Raw genomic sequence first — 18,340 nt, 5'->3', positions numbered from 1 at the left:
CCCGGCCTCCGCCAGGACCGTCGCGAGGCGCACGCCGGTCCATTCGGCGCAGCTGACGAGGCCGACGAGGTCCGACGCCGTCTTGCCCTTGATCGCCTCGAAGCCCGGGTTGCCCGAGCATTCGAGAAAGTAGATGTGCGACTCCGACGGGAAGCGGCGGATGTCGTCCATCGTCAGGATGAGCGGCGTCTCGACGAGTCCGTGGATCATCAGCCGGTGCTGGGCTGGATCGATGTTCGGGATGCCGCCGTGGTGGCGCTCGTAGAACAGGCCGTTGGGCGTCAGGATGCCGTCGAGATCCTGCAGCGGCGTGCGGCTCGACGCCGAGATGTACTGCTTCAGACCCTTCGGGACGTTGCGGATGACGCCCTCCTCGAAGCGCGAGGGCTGGCCGTAGGTCTGGCTGCCGACATCGGCGCCGGGGGCCTTCATGCTCTCTGGTATACCGGGCGGGCTCGCTTCCTCTGCCCGGGCACCGTGTCCTGCCACCATCCCGACGGCGGCGGCGACCCCACGTCGAAGGAAGCGCCGTCGTGCCGGTATGGTCGTGTTGTCGTCGGTCATGGCTAGTTGATCCGAAATCGAACGTGTCTCCAGCCTGATCATAGTCATGCCGCGCCCCGCACGGACGCATCGTGCCGCGCGTAGAACCGGTCGGCGGGACGCGGGAGGCCAAGATGCTCGCGCAGCGTCGCTCCCTCGTACTCATTCCGAAACAGGCCTCGGCGCCGCAATTCTGGGAGCACGAGGGAGACGAAATCGTCGAGCCCGCCGGGCAGGGTCGGCGGCATGATGTTGAAGCCGTCTGCGCCATGGGCCTCGAAGCGCTCCTGAAGAGCGTCGGCGACCTGGACCGGCGTACCGACGATCGTCCAGTGTCCCCGGGCGCTGGCTGCGCGAAGGTAGAGTTCACGAATCGTCAGGCCCTCCCGCCGGGCGAGGCGCAAGAAGAGGTCCTGGCGGCTCTTGCCGCCGTTGGTCTCGGGCATTTCCGGAACGGGGGCGTCGTCCGGGTAGGCCGACAGGTCGGCGCCGGTGAGCTGCTCCAGGAGTGAGCGGCCGACCACCGGGTGGATCAGATCCTGCAGCGAGGCGAACTTGTCCTGCGCCTCCGCCTCGGTCCGACCGACCACCGGGAAGGCGCCCGGCATGATTTTGAGGTGGTCCGGATCGCGGCCCTGATCGGCCATTCGGCCCTTTACGTCGGCGTAGAAGGCGACCGCATCCTCCAGGGTCTGCTGCGCGGTGAAGATCACCTCGGCGGTGCGCGCGGCGAGCGCCTTGCCGGCCTCGGACGAGCCCGCCTGCACGACCACCGGATGCCCCTGCGGCGGGCGGGGAACGTTGAGGGGGCCACGGACCGAGAAATGCACGCCCTCGTGGGCCAGCAGATGCAGCTTGTCCGGATCGAAGAAACGCCCAGCCTCGCGGTCGCGGACAAAAGCGTCGTCCTCGTATGAATCCCACAGGCCGCGCACAACGTCGACGAACTCTTCGGCCCGGGCGTAGCGGTTGGCATGGGCGAGGTGGCTCTCCCGGCTGAAGTTCCAGGCTTCCCGCGGATCAGCTGAGGTGACGAGGTTCCAGCCCGCCCGGCCGCCGCTCAGATGGTCGAGAGAGGCAAATTTGCGGGCGACGTGGAACGGTTCGTTGTAGGTGGTCGAGGCGGTGGCTACGAGACCGATGCGCTCGGTCACCGCCGAGAGGTGCGATAGCAGGGTCAGCGGCTCGAACTGGCCGACATAGCGGATCGCTGTCCGGCTCAGGGCGTCGAGATCGTCGCCCCGGATGCTGACGCCGTCCGCGAGGAAGATCAGGTCGAACTTCGCCGCCTCGGCCGTGCGGGCAAGGCGCCGGTAATGGGCGGCGTTGATCCCAGCATCGGCTTCGGAGGACGGATGCCGCCACGCGGCGACGTGGTGGCCGCCGGGATACAGGAAGGCGCCCAGGCGCATGTGGTCGCGACGTGCCATGCCCGCCACCTCACGCCGATCCGACGCGGTACTGCCGCGGCGGCGCCTCGCCGGAGATCGCGAAGGCGCCGACCGTGCGGTCGCGGTAGATCCGTGGATTGTGGGAGGCGATGGTACGGGCGTTGCGCCAGTACCGGTCGAGGCCGGCGCCCACCTTCACCGCCGAGGCGCCCAGGGCGTCGAACAGGCTCGTCGTCGCGGTCAGAATCAGATCGGTCACCACGCCCACCGCCTGGTTGACCTCGACATCGGCCAGCGTCACCTCGCGCTCTGCGTCCGGCGATCTGGCCCGGTGCGCGTCGTACACCCTCTGGATCGCCTCGGCGGCCTTGAGCACGACGGCGCCCGCCGCATAGGCGTTCGCGCGGACACGGCCCACCACCGCCTGGATCTGCGGATCGTCGGCGGTACGCCCGGCATTACCGTGGCTGTAGACGCGGGTCCGCTCTGCCACAAGCCGCGCCACGTCGTCCGCTGCCGCCCGGCCGATGCCTGCAAGCGTCGCCAGATGCACCAGTTGGAAGAACGCCATCGCGTAGGGGAAGCGGGCTGGGTCAGGCTTGATCAGCGCGGGATCGAGCGCCACCCCCTCGAAGGTCGCGGTGCCGCTGGCGGTGAGCGCCTGCCCGAACCCGTCCCAATCGTCCACGATAGTGACGCCCGGGGCGCGCACCGGCACGGCGGCCGTCACCGCCCCGCCGGCCTCATCCTCGGCCGAAAGGTGGATGTAGTCCGCGAAGAGCGAGCCGGTGGTGTAGAACTTCCGCCCCTCGACCACGAGACTGCCGTCGCGCCGCCGCACCTTCGTGTCGAACGCGCCGACCTTGGCCGGACCTGTTTCCGAGACACCACTGCCGATCGTCTCGCCCGCGCCGATCCGCTTTATCCAGGCTGCGCGCCATTCTGGCGTGGAGGAGCACAGCGCGTCTTCAGTGAAACCGAAATGTGCCCGCAGCGCATTGGTGACGTTCGAATCCGCGGCCGACAGTTCAATGAGCAGAGCGAAGAGTTCGGGCAGACTGGCGCCGTGGCCGCCTTCCTCGGGGGCCAGCCGCAGGGTGGTGAAGTTCGCTTCCCGCAGCCAGCCGATCTCGGCGTGTGGCAGTCCGCGGGTGCGATCCCGCTCGACGGCGGTGGCGCGGATCTCGGAAAAAACAGGGCGGAATTTGTCCGCCAGGGCTTCGTAGCGCGCGCTTGGCCCCGCACCCCAGCCCGCATCCGTTTGCGACATGGCTTCGACTTTCCGAATCCCGACACCGCCCCGCGGGCGTTTGCCAGAGGAATCGGCGAGGCGTTCCGCTATCTCAAGCCTGATTTTTCATTTGACACTAATTTTGGGATTAACGCATCTTCAGCCGCCTAACACGAGAAGTTTTATTTCTTGATGACGGAAATTGACAAAAGTACATTCTCCTCCAAAAAACCCGCAAATCCTTTTAGGATTTTGCCATGGCCGCAGAGACGAAAAGAAATATTTCTTCCCCAAACGGTTTTGCAGAGCGGAAATCTCCCATGCGCGCCACAAATCGAAAACACGTTTCATTGACCCGGTGTATCCTGTCGGCATTCAATAGATCCGCTTCGTGGCTACCAGGCCCTGCTTCTTCTTCCGCTTCGCGAGCGTTTGATGACCGACGACACAACGGGCCGGTTCGGCCCCTCCCGCCGCACGCTTCTGCGCGGCGGGCTCGGCGGGGCGGCTGCCTTGGCGCTAGGTGCCCCGGCTGTGCGCGCGGCGCCTCGCGAGCTGAAGATCAGCATGCAGCGCTCGTCCGTGCTGTTCACCGTGCTGAAGGTGAAGGGGACGCTCGCCGAGCGCTTGGCGCCCCTGGGGTTCACGCCGAGCTGGCACCTGTTCACCAGCGTGATCGAGCCCATGTCGGCAGGCGCCGTCGACATCCACGCCGACGTCGCTGACGCCGTCCCGATCTTCACCCAGTCCGCCAAGGCACCGCTGACCTTCTACGCCCGCGAGCGCGGCGCGCCCGCCGCCGAGGCGATCATCGTGCCGGCGGACTCGCCGATCCGCACGATCGCGGACCTGAAGGGCCGCACGGTCGGCGTCTCGCGGGGCTCGGGCAGCCACTACGTGCTCGCCGCCGCCCTGAAGCAGGCGGGCCTGAGCTTCGCCGACATCAAGCCGGCCTATCTCCAGGCGCCGGAGGGTGCGGCAGCCTTCGAGCAGGGCAGCCTCGACGCGTGGTCGATCTGGGACCCGTTCCTCGCCTTCGCACAGGCCAAGCGTCCGGTGCGGGTCATCGCGGACGCCACCGGCCTGACCAGCTACCACCGGTACTACCTCGTCAACGACAGCTTCGTCGCCGCGCAGCCGGATGTCGTAGCCACCGTCTACGGGGCGCTGGTCGAGGCCGGCGCCTGGATGCGGGCGAACCCGCAGGAGGCGGTGGCGCTCCTCGCTCCGATCTGGGGCGACCTGCCGCCCGCAGTCGTGGCCGCCGCCAACAGCCGCCGCACCTACGCGGTCGAGCCCGTGGAGCGCGCACAGCTCGGCGAGCAGCAGGCCATCGCCGACGTATTCTACGAGGCCAAGCTCATTCCCCGCCGGATCGACGCCACCGACGTGCCGATCTGGCAGGCCCCCGTAGGCCGGGGCTGAGGCCATGGTCGGAACGACCGACACGCCCCGCTTCGGCATCTGGGCGGCCGTGCACGGCTCCAGGGCATCCCATCACGACCCCGACGAGCCGGACGACGCCAGCTGGGACCGCAATCGCGCCCTGGTCCTGGAGGCCGAGGCCCTGGGCTTTGACTCCGTGCTGGTCGCCCAGCACACGATGAACCCCTACGACGGGGAACGCGACCAGCTCGAGGCATGGACGGGAGCGGCCGCGCTCGCGGCGCTCACCCGGCGCATCGAGATCATCGCGGCGATCAAGCCCGGTCTCTACCACCCGGTCGTGCTCGCCAAGATGGCGCTCCAGATCGAGCACATCAGCGGCGGCCGCTTCGCGCTGAACCTCGTGAACGCGTGGAACCGGGCCGAGTTCGAGCGGGCCGGCCTGCCGTTCCCCGCGCACGACGACCGCTACGCCTACGGCCGCGAGTGGATCAGCATCGTGGATCGGCTGATGCGCGGCGAGCGCGTCACCGGCGTGGGCGCGCATTTCCGGGTCGAGGATTACCAGCTCCGCCCCGCCGGCACGTTCCGGAAGCGACCGACCATCTATCTCGGCGGCGAGTCCGAGCCCGCCCGGGCGCTGGCCGCCGACCACGCGGATGTCTGGTTCATCAACGGCCAGCCGTTGCCCGAAGTCGCCGCCCTGATCGCCGACGTCGCCCGCCGGCCCGCCTCCAACGGCCCGCTGCGCTACGGCCTCTCGGCCTTCGTGATCGCCCGGGCGACCGACGCGGAGGCAGAGGCAGAGCACGCGCGGCTCCTCGCCCTGGCGCAGCGCGACGCGGACCTTCGCGCCGACACCCGCGCCCGCACCGACCAGGCCAGCGTGATGTTCGCCAAGACCGACGCCGCCGCCAGCCGGCATGTCGGCACCAACGGCGGCACGGCCGCCGGGCTGGTGGGCAGCTACGCCACCGTGGCGGAGCGGATCCGGGCGTTCCACGCGGCCGGCATCGACCTGTTCATGCTGCAGTTCCAGCCGTTCGAGGCGGAGATGCGCCGCTTCGCCGAGCAGGTCCTGCCGCGCGTCCGCTGATCCGGAGACTTCGATGAGCGCACGCACGCTGCATCTCAACGTCAACCTGCTGCATTCGGGCGTCTACCCGTCCGCGTGGCGGCTGCCGGACAGCCGGCCGGACGCCTTCGTCGACATCGACCACTTCGTTCGCGTCGCCCGCGTCGCGGAGCGGGGCAAGCTCGACGCGATCTTCCTGGCCGACACGCCGGCGATCAACGACCGGATCGACTACCGGCCGTTCAACGCCCTCGAACCCACGGTGGTGCTGGCGAGCGTCGCGGCAGCGACCAGTCATGTCGGCCTCGTGGCGACCGCCTCGACGACCTACAACGAGCCCTACAACCTCGCCCGCCGCTTCGCGAGCCTCGATCTCGTCAGCCGCGGCCGTGCCGGCTGGAACGTGGTGACCACCGCCGACGCCGCGGCGGGCCGCAATTTCGGCTTCACCGGGGCCTCGGAGCACGGCGCCCGCTACGCCCGGGCGCGGGAATTCACCGAGCTGGTTCACGCCCTGTGGGACAGTTGGGAGGACGACGCGTTCGTCGGCGACAAGGCGGGCGGGCGGTTCGTCGACATCGGGAAGGTCCACGCCGTCCGACACCGCGGCGCCCACTACGCGGTCGAGGGACCGCTGACCGTGCCGCGCAGCCCGCAGGGCCGCCCGGTGACCTTCCAGGCGGGCGGCTCGGAGGACGGGCGCGAGCTCGCCGCCGCCACTGCCGACGCGGTGTTCTCCCTGGCCCAGACCATTGATGACGGTGCGGCCTACGCCCGGGACCTGCGCGCCCGCGCGGCGCGCTACGGGCGCGGACCGGACGCGCTGGTCATCCTGCCCGGCCTCGCCACGGTGATCGGCTCCACTGAGGCTGAGGCGCGCCGACGCCAGGACGCGCTCTGGGACCTGGTGCCGGTCGAGTACAGCCTCGCGCGACTCGCCGGGACGCTGCGGATTGATCCCGCGCTGCTGGACCTCGACCGACCGCTTCCGGACCCGCTGCCGCTCCCGCCGGATGCCAACCACACGATGTTCCTCGGCACCGTGGCGCTTGCCCGGCGGGATGGCCTGACCGTGCGTCAGCTGCTGCGGGCATTGGGTGGCGGCGTTGGCCACCGCATCGTCGTGGGGACGCCGGAGGCGATCGCCGACGACATCGAGGCCTGGTTCCGGGCTGGCGCGGCCGACGGCTTCAACCTGATGCCGGACGTACTACCGGACGGGCTGGAGACCTTCGTAGACGCGATCGTTCCGATCCTCCAGCGGCGCGGCCTGTTCCGACGCGACTACGCGGGCGCGACGCTGCGCGATCACCTCGGCCTCCGAAGGCCTGCGAGTCGCTACGCGGCCGAGGGTGCCTCGCTCTCCGCATGATGCGGCGAGCTGCCGATCGGTCTTAGCCAACCGCCGAGCGACTTGTTTCCCGAGACGCATATTGCCAGACCGGCTGGCGTCGATCGTTCAAAAAATAGACGGATATGCCGTTAAAACGGGCCATATCGGAAATTATTTCTCCTTCGAGCGAATTGTATTTCGTATATACCGAACAGGATTTATGGTCACGCTAGGTATTGTGCTCGTGAAACCGCAGTTTCGGATGTTTTCCGGTATATGTCCGCTTCTCAGCCTGGTCGCGACGATCGTCACACTCGGCCTCTGCTTTCCAAAAGACGTTCATGCTCAAGATCGCCTAAAGATCGGCCTGGCTATCCCATCGACGGTGACCGACGGCGGCGTTCAGGCAATCGCCGAAGAACTCGGATTTTTCAAACAGGAAAATCTGCAGGTCGAGTACGTCGTCCTTCCTGGTGCCGGTGCACTATTGCCGCAATTGCTGCAAAAAACCATCACCATAGCGTTGCCACTGCCCGAAACGCTGCTCGCCTCGCATAAGCCAGCAGAGCCGCCGCTCCCCGTCGCTTACTTCTACAATGCAGGGCCGCGCAACACGCTTGAACTTGCCGTGCGGGCAGACTCCGACATTCGGAGCCTGGCCGACTTGAAAGGCAAACGGATCGGCGTTGGCGCGCTGACCTGGGGCACGATCCCACAGACACGCGCCTTGATGCGCTCGGTCGGCCTGGAGCCCGGGCGGGATGTCAGCATCGTCGCCGCCGGGGTGCTGGGCGCGGGCTTTCACGCCCTTCGGGAGGATCGGGTCCAGGCGCTCAACTTCAACAGCACCTGGATCGACATCATGGAAGATCAGGGCATTCAGGCGCGCCGTTTAAGCTACCCACCGGTCTTCCGAAGCATGGTGGTCAACGGCTTCCTCGCTCACCGGTCGACGCTCGAGCAGGATCCGGGGCTTCTCGAGCGCTTCGGTCGGGCTTGGACGAAGGCCCTGATCGTCTGTGACGTCAATCCGAAGGCGTGCATCGAAGCGTTCTGGCGTCGAAGCCCGTCCATGGCGCCTCAGGCGGAGCGCGAGAAGGCATTGGAAGCGAGTGCACGCCTGCTTCGGCGGTGGATCGAGCCGATCATGCGCGACGAGGCCGGGGCGACACGCGTGCCCGGTGCTTTCGATCTCACGCGCATCGGCGCGTATGTCCGCGAAATGCATCGATACGGCGAGTTCGCGACGGCCGACCTGCCCCTGGACGCCTATTTCTCGAACGCACTCGTGCCTGGCTTCGCTCAGTTCGACCGGGCTGCCCTTGAGGCGAAGGCGCGGGCACTTCGATGACGGCTTTGCCGGCTTCCGAGCACGTGCGCATCGACACCGTCCGGTTCGCCTATGGCGGATCGACCGGAGCGCCGATCTTGCAGGACCTGTCGCTCGCGGTGCAGCACGGCGCATTCGTCGCCATTCTCGGGCCATCGGGCGGCGGCAAGTCGACGGTGCTGAAACTTCTGTCCGGCCTCGTCAGCCCCCAAGGTGGGACCATCCAAATCGACGATACGCCGGTAACCGGTCCGCGCCGCGACGTCGGGACGGTGTTTCAGAAGCCGATGCTGCTGCCCTGGCGGACAGTGCGGGACAACGTCCTGCTACCGGCCGGTTTCGCCCGCGCGGCGACCGCCCGTGAAGCCGCGCGCGCCGACGCCTTGCTGGCGACCGTCGGCCTCTCCGATAGCGCGGGCCTCTATCCAGGTCAGCTCTCCGGTGGCATGGCCCAGCGGGTCGGCCTGGCGCGGATGCTTCTGCACGATCCGCGCCTGCTGCTGCTCGACGAGCCTTTCTCGGCCCTCGACGCGATGACCCGAGAGCATCTCTCCCTGGAACTGCAGCGGCTCTGGATGGAGGAGCGCCGGACGGCGCTCTTCGTCACTCACTCTATCCCCGAGGCGCTGTTCCTAGCCGACCGGGTCGTCGTGCTCGCGGGGCGGCCGGGCCGTATCCTCGCCGACATGCCGATCCCTCTCCCGCGTCCACGCACCCTCGAGACGATCAGCGAGCCGCACTTCGGCGCGCTCGCGCTCGAGCTTCGCCGGCTCTTCGACACGGCTGCTCGACAGGGAACCCTCGCGGCATGACGATCCTGCGCAGCGTCGTCCCGCCTCTGATCACACTGGTGCTGGTGCTGGCGGTCTGGGCTTACGCGACCGGATCGGGAGGGCTTCCAAGCTATCTCCTGCCGGATCCGCTCTCGGTCGGCAGGGCCTTTTGGGCAGGGCTCGCCAGTGGCGAGTATGGGCCGCACATCCAGTTTACCCTGACCTCGACGCTCCTCGGCTACGGCATCGGATCGATTGCGGCAGTGGCTGCCGGCATTCTCGTCGCCGAAAGTCGGACTTTCGAACGCTTCGTCTTTCCCTACATCGTGGCGATCCAGGCGATGCCGAAGGTCGCGCTCGCGCCATTGATCCTCGTCTGGTTCGGCTTCGGTCTCGCCTCCAAAGTCGTACTCGTCGCCCTGATCTGTTTCTTCCCGCTCCTCGTGAACACGATCGCGGGCATTCGTCGAACCGACCCTGAACTGATCGATATGGCCCGGTCATTCTCTCGGCCGCGCTGGTGGATCTTCCTGCACGTCAAGCTTCCGGCGGCCGCCGGTGCGATCTTCGCGGGCCTCGAGATCGGGATCGTACTGGCGCTCATCGGGGCGATCGTCGGCGAGTTCGTCGCCGCCGAGAAGGGCGTCGGTTATCTGATCGGCTCGGCGACTGTGAACATGAACGTGCCCACGATGTTCGCGGGTGTTCTGATGCTGGCAGGGTTCGGCATAGTCGGTAGTGCGCTCGTCCGCCTCGCCCAGCGGCGCATCGTGTTCTGGGAACAGACGACCGGTCAATCGGCAAAGGGAGAACGCGCGTGAGCCTGGATATCGAGCTGCCGGACGCACTCGCCTTCGCCTCGGCCTCCGAGCTGGTACGACGTCTGGAAGCCCGTGAATTCACAGCCCGCGCTCTGCTCGAATTTACCCTCGCGCGCGTCGACCGCCTCAATCCCGAGATCAACGCGATCGTCTTCACCGATCTTCCCGCGGCGCGCGAACGCGCGGACCAGGCCGATGCGGCGATGGCCCGCGGCGAAAGCTGCGGACCTCTGCACGGGTTGCCGATGACCGTGAAGGAGACGAACAACGTCGCCGGATGGCCGACAACCTACGGCGATCCCGCCATGGCGCGCTTTGTCCCGACGCGGAGCGCCGTCATCGTGGAGCGGCTTAGGGCGGCCGGCGCGATTATTTTCGGCAAGACCAACGTGCCGATCCATGCACTCGACTGGCAGAGCTACAACACGATCTACGGCACGACGCGCAATCCCTGGGATCTCGATCGGACGCCGGGCGGCTCGTCCGGGGGCTCGAGCGCGGCCCTCGCTGCAGGTCTCGTATCGCTCGAGATCGGGAGCGACGCAGGCGGTTCCATCCGCTTCCCGGCACATTTCTGTGGCGTCTATGGTCACAAGCCGACGCCCGGTATCGTCCCCGTCTCCGGCAACGAGCGCGGAGAGAGCCTCGTCGACAACGACCTCGTAGTGAGCGGTCCGCTCGCCCGGACCGTCGCTGACCTCGAGCGCGCACTCGACGTCATCGCAGGACCGGCGGGACCCGCAGCGAAAGCCTGGCGTCTGGATCTCCCGCCGCCGCGGGCGCGGCGCTTGGCAGACTTTAGGGTCGCCTACGTGACAGACTCGCCTATCGCTGAAGTGGACGAGCCCGTCCAAGTCGCGATCAGAGCGTTGGTGGAGCGCCTGAAGACTTTTGGAGTCCGGGTCACGGCGGACACGCTACCGTTCGACGATCATGTGGCGCATCACGCTACCTATCTTCAACTCCTACGCGGATCGGCTTCGGCCCGCCTCCCGCAGGCGGTCTTCGAGGATGCCGTTCACCGCCTTACCGAACCGGGTTCGAATGCGACGCCGTACGTATTGCGGATGGCACAGGCGCATGCGCAGCGCCATCGCGACTGGATCATGGCGGAAGAGCGGCGCGCCGTGCTGAAGCGGGACTGGGCGACATTCTTCGAGAGCTACGACGTGCTTCTCGCTCCAGCCACCGTCTGCGCCGCTTTCCCGATCGACGAAGCCCGACCTCGGGAAGAGCGCGTCTTACAGATCAACGGACACGCGGTCGACTATAACGATCAGCTCTTCTGGGCCGGGCTAGCAACGCTGCCGTCCCTGCCCGCGACCGCCGTCCCGATCGGCTACGACGCTCACCTGCCTATCGGGATTCAGGTGATCGGGCCATATCTCGAAGACCGGACGACACTCGCGTTTGCCGCCGAGATCGAACGTCTGCATCCGTTCGTGGCACCACAGCGGTTTGCGCCGCCGGCCGAGCGCTGACAAGTCGTCGAGCTGGAGACGAGAGGCAAGCTCTACCATTCACCAAAGTATGCTTCTACGCGACTGCTACTCTCGGCCGTGCCTGAAGGTCGAACATGGGCGTGGCGCCACCTGCGGTGCTACATGCGCCTTCGATGAAGATCGTGACGCAGCTCGGCGGACGGGGGCATAAGTTGCCCGATCGCGCCGCATTCTTTTCCGTCAAGTTGCAATTGCGCGATGACGGCCTCCTGGGTGCGTCCGGCTTAGTCGGGGCGATCGGCCAGGGAAGAGCTTCTCGCGCAGCGTGCCCTCGCCATAGGCGGTCTTGAAGGCCCGCCGGTTCTGCAACTCGGGGACGACGAGATCGACGATCGCGTCGAGGGACTCGGGCATGACCGTGCGCACTAGGTTGAAGCCATCGACATCGGTCTCCGCAACCCAGGCAAGAAGTTCGTCCACCACCTCGACGGGCGAGCCGACGATCACCGGGGCCCGTGCCCCGGCGGGAGTGAAATCCAGAAGGTCGCGCACCCGCGTCGGCTGCGCGGCGTCGCCGGCGAGATGCTTTACCGTCGACTGAATCGCGTTCGTTTTGACGAATGGCAGGGGGGCGTCGAGGCCAAGAGTGGCGAGATCGATCCCCGTCCAGCCGGAGACGAGGGCGAGCTGGCCGGCGGCGTCGAGATAGCCGCGATAGTCGTCGCGCAGGTCCCGGGCCTCTGCGGCCGTCGGGGCGACGATCAGCGTGGCGCCGAGGAATGTTAAGATGTCGTGGGGCGCACGCCCGGCCGCCTGCGCCGCCTCGCGCACGCCCCGGACAGCCTTGGCGGCCGCCGCCTTGGTCGGCCCGTTGAGGAAGACGCATTCCGCGTGGCGCCCGGCGAAGCTGGAGCCTCGCGCAGAGGTCCCCGCCTGATAAAGCACCGGCGTGCGTTGCGGGGACGGCTCGGAGAGATGCCGCCCGTCCACCGTGTAGTATGGCCCGTCGTGCCGGATGCGATGCACCCTATCGGGGCGGGAGAAGATCCCGGCTTCCCGGTCGCGCACGACAGCGCCGTCCTCCCAGGATCCCTCCCACAGCTTATAGACCGCGGCCATGAAATCCTCGGCTGCCTCGTAGCGCTCGTCATGTGCTCGAGACGTCGCGAGGCCCATGCCGCGGGCGCCACTGTCGAGGTATCCCGTCACGATGTTCCAGCCGACGCGGCCCTGCGTGAGATGGTCGAGGGTGCTGAACCGGCGGGCGAACTGGAAGGGGTGCTCGTAGGTGAGGTTGGCCGTGATGCCGAACCCGACATGGCGCGTCACATGCGCCATGGCCGAGACGGCGAGCACCGGGTCCGCGCTCGGCGCCTGCGCACCTGCGCGGAGCGCCGCCTCCGGGCTGCCGCCGTAGACATCGTAGATGCCGAAGACGTCGGCGATGAAAATACCGTCGAGGAATCCGCGCTCGGCGGTCTGAGCGAGGTCAGTCCAGTACTGAAGCCGGTTGTACGCGGACTGATTGTCCCGGGGATGGCGCCACAAGCCGGCCCAGTTGTGGGACGGGGCAGCCATCTGGAAGGTGTTGAGGCGCAATTCACGCTGCAACGTCATCCGCTCCAGTCCATTCCCTTGGCTCGACGCACGGCTTTGTTTGAACCCCAGACAGCCACCGAGTCAAATTTCGTTCGGAAAAAAGAACGATGCGATTGACCGTCCCCTGGAGACGACAGTATGGGTCGAACCAGCAAGCCTCTCCTTTACGCCTGACGGAATTGGGCCGGCGGGAGGCTTTTAGGGACGGCGTCGCTCGTTCGACCGCGTCCCATTCCAGCCTTTGGGGACCGACCGTGCGCGTATGCATCCTCCGCCTCCTCGCGGCCGTCGGCTTGGCAATGAGCGCGAGCAATCCCGGAACCGCGATGGCGACGGATGCGACGACGCGGATCGGATTGCTCGCCCCGCTCTCGGGTACCGGCGGTCCCTACGGCCGGGAGGAAGAGCGCGGCGCCCGCGCGGCAGTGGACGTCGTGAATGCGGCGGGGGGCGTGCTCGGCCATAAGCTCGAGCTCATCGTCGCCGATGACGAGAGCGTCCCAACTTCGGGCGTCGCCGCGGCGCGCAAGCTGATCGATGTCGACGGCGTCGCGGCCATCGCCGGTGTGTGGAGCAGCGCAGTGGCGCTCGCCGTACGTCCTGTGGCAATCGAGAAGGGCATTGCGCTCTTCGTCAATGGCTCCGCCGACGAGATTACGCAGGGCGACACCAAGGGGCTCGTCTGGCGCTTCCAGACCACCGGCAAGGCCTGGGGCACGGCGTTCGCCCACGTGGTGAGGAAGGACGGGGCCAAGACGGCCTCTCTACTCGTGCTGCAGACGCCGTTCACGCTCTCGACCGTCCAGCCTTTCGTCGACGCCTTTAAGGCGGACGGGGGCAAGATCCTCGACGTGGTGAACTTCAACCCGAACCAACCCTCGTACCGCACGGAGGTCGAGAAGGTTTTCGCCAAGGAGCCGGACGCGGTCTTCGTTGCCAGCTACATCCCGGAGTTCAGCGCCATCGTGAAGGAGGCGTTTCGCTCCGGGTATACGAGCAAGCTCTATACGTTCAGCCACGCGGCCGACAGCCAAGGCGCCTTCGTGCGCAACGTCGGCAAGGAAGCGGCAGAGAGCGTGAACCACGTTCAGGCGGTGCCGGTCGGCGATGCCGGAGCCTACAAGATCTACCTGAAGGCGACGAACCAACCGGATGGGACCATCGTGCCCTTCGGCGCGAACGTGTTCGACGAGATCGTCGTCCTGGCCCTCGCAATGGAGAAGGCCAAGAGCGTCAAGGCCGCCGACTTCACAAAGACCATCGCCTCCGTCGCCAATGGGCCGGGCCCGAACGTATCCGATCCGGCGGAGGCCCTCGCGCTCGCCCGCGACGGCAAGCCATTTCGATACAGCGGGGCCGCCGCCGACTTCAGGTTCACGCCGAATGGCGACCAGACGGATCTCGATTACGGCCACTTTCGCATCGTCGATGGCGTGAGCCGCCGCGTCGGCACGACGCGGTGAGTCAAGCGACACCGGCAATGCTGGAGGCCGTCGGCGTCCGTGTCCGCTTCGGCGGCTTCACGGCGCTTGACGGGGTTGATGTGGCGGTTCGGGCGGGTTCGATAACCGGCCTCGTCGGGCCGAACGGCGCGGGCAAGTCCACGCTGTTCGACGTGCTCGTCGGCCGGCGGCGGCCCCAAGCGGGGGCCGTGCGCCTGATGGGCCGCACTGTAACGCGGATGCCGGTCCAACGCCGGGCGCAGCTCGGCTTGACCCGGACCTTCCAGATCTCCCGGGAACTCGGCAGCCTCACGGTGCTGGAGAACCTGCTCCTCGCCGCTCCCCGTCAGCCGGGTGAAGCGATCTGGAACGTATTCACCCGCCCCGGCCTCGTCCGCCGTGCAGAAGAGGCAGCCCTGTCGCGGGCGGACGCGCTCCTAGCCCGGGTCAGCCTACGGCGCCTCGCCGACCAGCCGGCCGACGCGCTCTCCGGCGGCCAGAAGAAGCTCCTCGAACTCTGTCGCGCGCTGATGCTGGAGCCCCGCGTGGTGCTGCTCGACGAGCCGGCCGCGGGCGTCAACCCGGTCCTCGTGGGCGAGATCGCGGATTTCGTCCGCACGCTCCGGGACGAGGGGCTGACCTTCGCAATCGTCGAGCACAACATGGATCTCATCGCCGCCCTCTGCGATCCGATCTACGTCCTGGCCGAAGGACGGGTGCTCCGTCACGGGCGCTTCTCCGAAATCGCGGCGGACGACACGGTGGCGCAGGCCTATCTCGGGGGTGCGGCGTGAGCGCCCTCGAGGTGCAGGGTATCGAGGCGGGCTACGGCGCCCGCAGCATCCTTCACGGGATCGACCTCGCGGTGTCCGACCGGGGTAGCCTCACGGTCGTCGGCCCCAATGGGTCCGGCAAGTCGACGCTGATGAAGGTGGTCGTCGGTCTTATCCGCCCGACGCGAGGGAGTATCCGGCTCCTCGGCGAGGATGTGACCGGGCTCGCCGCGCCGGCCCGCGCCCGGCGCGGCGTCGGCTACGTGCCGCAGGAGGCCAACGTCTTCCGCAATATGAGCGTGCGCGAGAACTTGAAGCTCGGCTTCGAATTCATCCCGTCGTGGCAGCCCGGCGGGTTCGCCGGCCGGCTCGACGCCATGCTGGATCTGTTTCCCGAACTGTCGGACAGGCTCGGGACGCTCGCGGGCCACCTCAGCGGCGGGCAGCGCCAGATGGTGGCGATGGCCGCCGCACTGATGCCCGGGCCTGCCCTGCTCGCCCTCGACGAGCCCTCGGCCGGGCTGTCGCCGCGCAATGCCGGGCTTCTCTTCGCCGCGATTGGACGGATCGTGGACTCAGGTGTCGCCGTCTTCATGATTGAGCAGAATACGCGCCTCGGCCTCGGCGCGGTCGAAGACGGTCTGGTCCTGGTCGCGGGGCAGGTGCGGGCCCGCGCCCCGGCGCACGCCCTCCTCGCAGACCCGGAGATGCGACGACTCTATCTCGGGGCCGAGGCGGCACCATGATCCAGCTTCTGTTTAACGGCCTCGTCACCGGCCTCCTGATCGCGCTCCCCGCCCTCGCCCTCGCACTGACCTTCAGCGTGCTGCGCTTCGCGAACTACGCCATCGGCGCCATGCTGACGGTCGGGGCTTATGCCGCCTTCGCCTTCAACACTCTCGCCGGCTGGCCGCTTCCGCTGGCGACGGTGGGTGGGATGGGCGTGGGGGCGCTCGTTGCGGTCGGCGTCAACGAACTCGTCTACGAGCGCCTGCGCGGGCGTTCGGGCGTCACGCTGCTCGTCGCCTCCATCGGCGTCGCATTGGCTCTGGAGAACGTAGTCCGGTTCGTCGCCGGCAACTCACCCCGAGGCTACGCGGTAGCGCTCGCCAGGCCACTGCGCCTGTTCGGCTTGCGCATCAACTCTGAGCAGATCACGACACTGGCGGCGGTCGTGGCAGCTCTTGCTGGCATCTGGGTGCTGTTTCGCTTCACCCGGATCGGCCGCGCCATGCGGGCCGTGGCCGACAACCCAGACCTCGCAGCTGTGCGGGGCATCGGGCGGCGGGGCGTCGTGACGGTGGTCTGGGCCCTATCCGGCGCCCTCGCGGCGTTGGCTGGGGTGCTGATCGGACTCGATGCGACGCTCGATCCGCAGATGGGCTGGAACTACACCCTGCCCGTGTTCACCGCCGCGATCCTGGGCGGCCTCGCGAGCCCGATGGCGGCGGTTGCAGGCGCCTTGGTACTCGGGGTGGCCGAAGAGCTCGCCACCACCGTGCTCGCCCCGCAGTATCGCACCATCGTGGCTTTCTTGGTGATGGCTGTCATCCTTCTCGCCCGCCCCTCCGGTCTGTTCGGCGCCCGGTGGATGACGCGATGACCGCCTACCTCGTCGCCACTCTGGCCCTCGTCGCGATCAGCACGATCGCGGGGCTCGCCCTCAACCTGCAGTGGGGCCTGGGCGGCCTCGTCAATTTCGGCCTGTTCGGCTTCGTCATGCTCGGCGCCTACACCTGCGGGCTGCTGAATGTGGCGGGCTGGCCGCCGCTCGTCGCCATGGCCGCCGCCATCCTCGTGACGGCGGCGGCCAGCGCGGCGGTGAGCCTGATCTCGATCCGGTTGTCCGACGATTACCTCGCCATCGTCTCCCTCGGCTTCGCCGAGAGCCTGCGGCTGTTCATCAGCTACGAGGAGTGGCTCACCCGCGGGACACTCGGGGTTCCAGGCATTGTGCGGCCCTTCACCGGGTGGGTCCCACCCGCAGCGGCCGACGCGGTGTTTCTCGCCTTCGCGGTCGCCTGCCTCGCCCTCGTCTATGCCGTGTTCGAGAAGCTGGCTCGGTCGCCCTTCGGCCGGACGCTCCGGGCCACCCGGGACGATCCGACTGTGGCCGAGGCTCTCGGTAAGAACGTCCTGTGGTTGCGCCTGAGGGCCTTCGGCATCGGCGGCGCGGCCCTCGGCATCGCGGGGAGCCTGCACGCGTTCAACTACACCTACATCGACCCGACCCAATTCGGCCCAGTGATCACGGCCTACGCGTTCATGGCGGTGATCATCGGTGGCCGCGGCAGCAATACGGGCGTCCTGCTCGCGGGCTTCACCGTGGTCCTGCTCCTCGAAGGGAGCCGTTTTCTCATCGACGCGTTCGGCCTGCTGGATGGTGCCCGTTTGGCGGCCCTTCGCCTACTCTTGGTCGGCGTCGCCCTGGTGGCGATCCTGATCTTCAAACCGGACGGCCTCGTGCGCGAGTACCGCCTGACATCTGCAGCGAAGGAGGGACCCTGATGGCCCGCGTAACGATGAAGACCCGCGACGATCTGCCGGCGGAGCTACACCCGCTCTGGGATAAGATGACCACCTACGGCGACTTCGCGGACCAAGCCGGCGTGATGGCGCAGCGCCTGCCGATCTTCGAGCACACCTGGACGATGCTCACGCAGCTCTCAGACGAGGCAGTGCTGCCGAAGCGCTATCTCGAACTAGCGATCGTCACCGTCTCGCTCCTCAACAAATGCGAGTACTGCGTCGCCCACCACGCGCCGAAGCTCGCGGTGCAGGGCGTGTCCGAGGCTGGGGCGGAGCGCCTCCTCGAGTACACGAACCATCCTGAACTCGACGACGTCGACAAGCTGGTGGTCGAGTACAGCATCGCGGTCACGAACAACTGGAACCGGACGAGGGACGAGATCTTCACCCGCCTTCGCCGGCATTTTAGCGAACCACAAGTCGTCGAGCTGACATGGCGGATCGCTCTCTGCGGCGCCTTCAACCGCTTCAACGATATTCTTCAGGTTGATGTGGCCGAGGCCTCCATCGCAGCAGAGTAGAGAGCGCGCGACGCTGCCCGCTAAGCGAACCGTCCTCTTCCGCGACGGAGAACCATACGACGGCGAGATTCGAACCGATACCAGGTAAGGGCTTGCTGATTTCGACTGGGGCCGTGCGTTGTGTCGGCGACCGCCGAGCCTCGGCTTAGCG

General features: G+C 67.4%; 17 protein-coding genes. 13 read left to right on the top strand and 4 right to left on the bottom strand.

Annotated features, from left to right (window positions below):
• From BLW78_RS19655 to BLW78_RS19645, 3 genes are all read right to left on the bottom strand, one after another.
• Positions 1–564 (bottom strand): molybdopterin-dependent oxidoreductase (locus BLW78_RS19655; protein WP_170855192.1); only part of this gene is annotated, 564 nt, incomplete at its 3' end.
• Positions 565–608: 44 nt separating this feature from the next.
• Entirely contained in the window at positions 609–1,973 is a 1,365-nt protein-coding gene (locus BLW78_RS19650; protein WP_091681574.1) for an LLM class flavin-dependent oxidoreductase, read from the bottom strand.
• A gap of 10 nt (positions 1,974–1,983) precedes the next feature.
• Positions 1,984–3,204, bottom strand: coding sequence for an acyl-CoA dehydrogenase family protein (locus BLW78_RS19645; protein ID WP_091681563.1), 1,221 nt, complete (start codon positions 3,202–3,204; stop codon positions 1,984–1,986).
• 396 nt (positions 3,205–3,600) lie between these two features.
• Here BLW78_RS19645 and BLW78_RS19640 point away from each other — a divergent pair, with 396 nt between their 5' ends.
• The 7 genes from BLW78_RS19640 to BLW78_RS19610 all read left to right on the top strand — a co-directional run bounded on the left by BLW78_RS19640 (position 3,601) and on the right by BLW78_RS19610 (position 11,364).
• Positions 3,601–4,590, top strand: coding sequence for an aliphatic sulfonate ABC transporter substrate-binding protein (locus BLW78_RS19640; protein ID WP_091681561.1), 990 nt, complete (start codon positions 3,601–3,603; stop codon positions 4,588–4,590).
• A 4-nt stretch (positions 4,591–4,594) separates the two neighbouring features.
• Complete coding sequence (locus BLW78_RS19635; protein WP_091681559.1) at positions 4,595–5,647, top strand: LLM class flavin-dependent oxidoreductase; 1,053 nt, start codon at positions 4,595–4,597, stop codon at positions 5,645–5,647.
• Positions 5,648–5,660: 13 nt separating this feature from the next.
• Complete coding sequence (locus BLW78_RS19630) at positions 5,661–6,998, top strand: LLM class flavin-dependent oxidoreductase (RefSeq protein WP_091681557.1); 1,338 nt, start codon at positions 5,661–5,663, stop codon at positions 6,996–6,998.
• 61 nt (positions 6,999–7,059) lie between these two features.
• Positions 7,060–8,310, top strand: coding sequence for an ABC transporter substrate-binding protein (locus tag BLW78_RS19625; protein ID WP_139307700.1), 1,251 nt, complete (start codon positions 7,060–7,062; stop codon positions 8,308–8,310).
• Between the two features lie 23 nt (positions 8,311–8,333).
• Positions 8,334–9,101, top strand: coding sequence for an ABC transporter ATP-binding protein (locus BLW78_RS19620; RefSeq protein WP_244526987.1), 768 nt, complete (start codon positions 8,334–8,336; stop codon positions 9,099–9,101).
• Entirely contained in the window at positions 9,098–9,883 is a 786-nt protein-coding gene (locus tag BLW78_RS19615; RefSeq protein ID WP_091681552.1) for an ABC transporter permease, read from the top strand. Before BLW78_RS19620 ends, BLW78_RS19615 begins: the two co-directional genes overlap by 4 nt.
• On the top strand, positions 9,880–11,364 hold the full coding sequence (locus BLW78_RS19610; protein ID WP_210186890.1) for an amidase: 1,485 nt from the start codon (positions 9,880–9,882) through the stop codon (positions 11,362–11,364). The genes BLW78_RS19615 and BLW78_RS19610 overlap by 4 nt, the downstream gene beginning before the upstream one ends.
• A gap of 201 nt (positions 11,365–11,565) precedes the next feature.
• Here the strand turns inward: BLW78_RS19610 and BLW78_RS19605 are convergent, their stop codons facing one another.
• The gene (locus BLW78_RS19605; RefSeq protein WP_091681551.1) at positions 11,566–12,942 is read right to left on the bottom strand and encodes an LLM class flavin-dependent oxidoreductase; all 1,377 of its coding nucleotides are present in this window, start codon (positions 12,940–12,942) and stop codon (positions 11,566–11,568) included.
• Between the two features lie 308 nt (positions 12,943–13,250).
• Here BLW78_RS19605 and BLW78_RS19600 point away from each other — a divergent pair, with 308 nt between their 5' ends.
• The 6 genes from BLW78_RS19600 to BLW78_RS19575 are packed head-to-tail and all read left to right on the top strand — an operon-like array spanning position 13,251 to position 18,189.
• On the top strand, positions 13,251–14,387 hold the full coding sequence (locus BLW78_RS19600) for an ABC transporter substrate-binding protein (protein WP_170855191.1): 1,137 nt from the start codon (positions 13,251–13,253) through the stop codon (positions 14,385–14,387).
• Positions 14,388–14,404: 17 nt separating this feature from the next.
• Positions 14,405–15,160, top strand: a complete 756-nt coding sequence (locus tag BLW78_RS19595) for an ABC transporter ATP-binding protein (protein ID WP_091681547.1) — start codon at positions 14,405–14,407, stop codon at positions 15,158–15,160.
• Positions 15,157–15,885: an ABC transporter ATP-binding protein gene (locus BLW78_RS19590; RefSeq protein WP_091681546.1), complete on the top strand. Its 729-nt coding sequence runs from the start codon at positions 15,157–15,159 to the stop codon at positions 15,883–15,885. Before BLW78_RS19595 ends, BLW78_RS19590 begins: the two co-directional genes overlap by 4 nt.
• On the top strand, positions 15,882–16,742 hold the full coding sequence (locus BLW78_RS19585) for a branched-chain amino acid ABC transporter permease (RefSeq protein ID WP_091681544.1): 861 nt from the start codon (positions 15,882–15,884) through the stop codon (positions 16,740–16,742). The genes BLW78_RS19590 and BLW78_RS19585 overlap by 4 nt, the downstream gene beginning before the upstream one ends.
• Entirely contained in the window at positions 16,739–17,647 is a 909-nt protein-coding gene (locus tag BLW78_RS19580) for a branched-chain amino acid ABC transporter permease (RefSeq protein ID WP_091681542.1), read from the top strand. The genes BLW78_RS19585 and BLW78_RS19580 overlap by 4 nt, the downstream gene beginning before the upstream one ends.
• Entirely contained in the window at positions 17,647–18,189 is a 543-nt protein-coding gene (locus BLW78_RS19575) for a carboxymuconolactone decarboxylase family protein (protein ID WP_091681541.1), read from the top strand. Before BLW78_RS19580 ends, BLW78_RS19575 begins: the two co-directional genes overlap by 1 nt.
• Positions 18,190–18,340: the final 151 nt, after the last annotated feature.

The organism is Methylobacterium sp. 275MFSha3.1, from assembly GCF_900108435.1.
GTDB lineage: Bacteria > Pseudomonadota > Alphaproteobacteria > Rhizobiales > Beijerinckiaceae > Methylobacterium.
The sequence above is the reverse complement of the archived record's forward strand: the minus strand, read 5'-3'. Positions and strand labels throughout refer to the sequence as shown.

Bases quoted from the DNA above. Each gene is read 5' to 3' on its own strand.
- BLW78_RS19650 (WP_091681574.1), bottom strand. From the start codon at position 1,973: ATGGCACGTCGCGACCACATGCGCCTGGGCGCCTTCCTGTATCCCGGC.
- BLW78_RS19645 (WP_091681563.1), bottom strand. From the start codon at position 3,204: ATGTCGCAAACGGATGCGGGCTGGGGTGCGGGGCCAAGCGCGCGCTAC.
- BLW78_RS19640 (WP_091681561.1), top strand. From the start codon at position 3,601: ATGACCGACGACACAACGGGCCGGTTCGGCCCCTCCCGCCGCACGCTT.
- BLW78_RS19635 (WP_091681559.1), top strand. From the start codon at position 4,595: ATGGTCGGAACGACCGACACGCCCCGCTTCGGCATCTGGGCGGCCGTG.
- BLW78_RS19630 (WP_091681557.1), top strand. From the start codon at position 5,661: ATGAGCGCACGCACGCTGCATCTCAACGTCAACCTGCTGCATTCGGGC.
- BLW78_RS19615 (WP_091681552.1), top strand. From the start codon at position 9,098: ATGACGATCCTGCGCAGCGTCGTCCCGCCTCTGATCACACTGGTGCTG.
- BLW78_RS19605 (WP_091681551.1), bottom strand. From the start codon at position 12,942: ATGACGTTGCAGCGTGAATTGCGCCTCAACACCTTCCAGATGGCTGCC.
- BLW78_RS19600 (WP_170855191.1), top strand. From the start codon at position 13,251: ATGGCGACGGATGCGACGACGCGGATCGGATTGCTCGCCCCGCTCTCG.
- BLW78_RS19595 (WP_091681547.1), top strand. From the start codon at position 14,405: ATGCTGGAGGCCGTCGGCGTCCGTGTCCGCTTCGGCGGCTTCACGGCG.
- BLW78_RS19585 (WP_091681544.1), top strand. From the start codon at position 15,882: ATGATCCAGCTTCTGTTTAACGGCCTCGTCACCGGCCTCCTGATCGCG.
- BLW78_RS19580 (WP_091681542.1), top strand. From the start codon at position 16,739: ATGACCGCCTACCTCGTCGCCACTCTGGCCCTCGTCGCGATCAGCACG.
- BLW78_RS19575 (WP_091681541.1), top strand. From the start codon at position 17,647: ATGGCCCGCGTAACGATGAAGACCCGCGACGATCTGCCGGCGGAGCTA.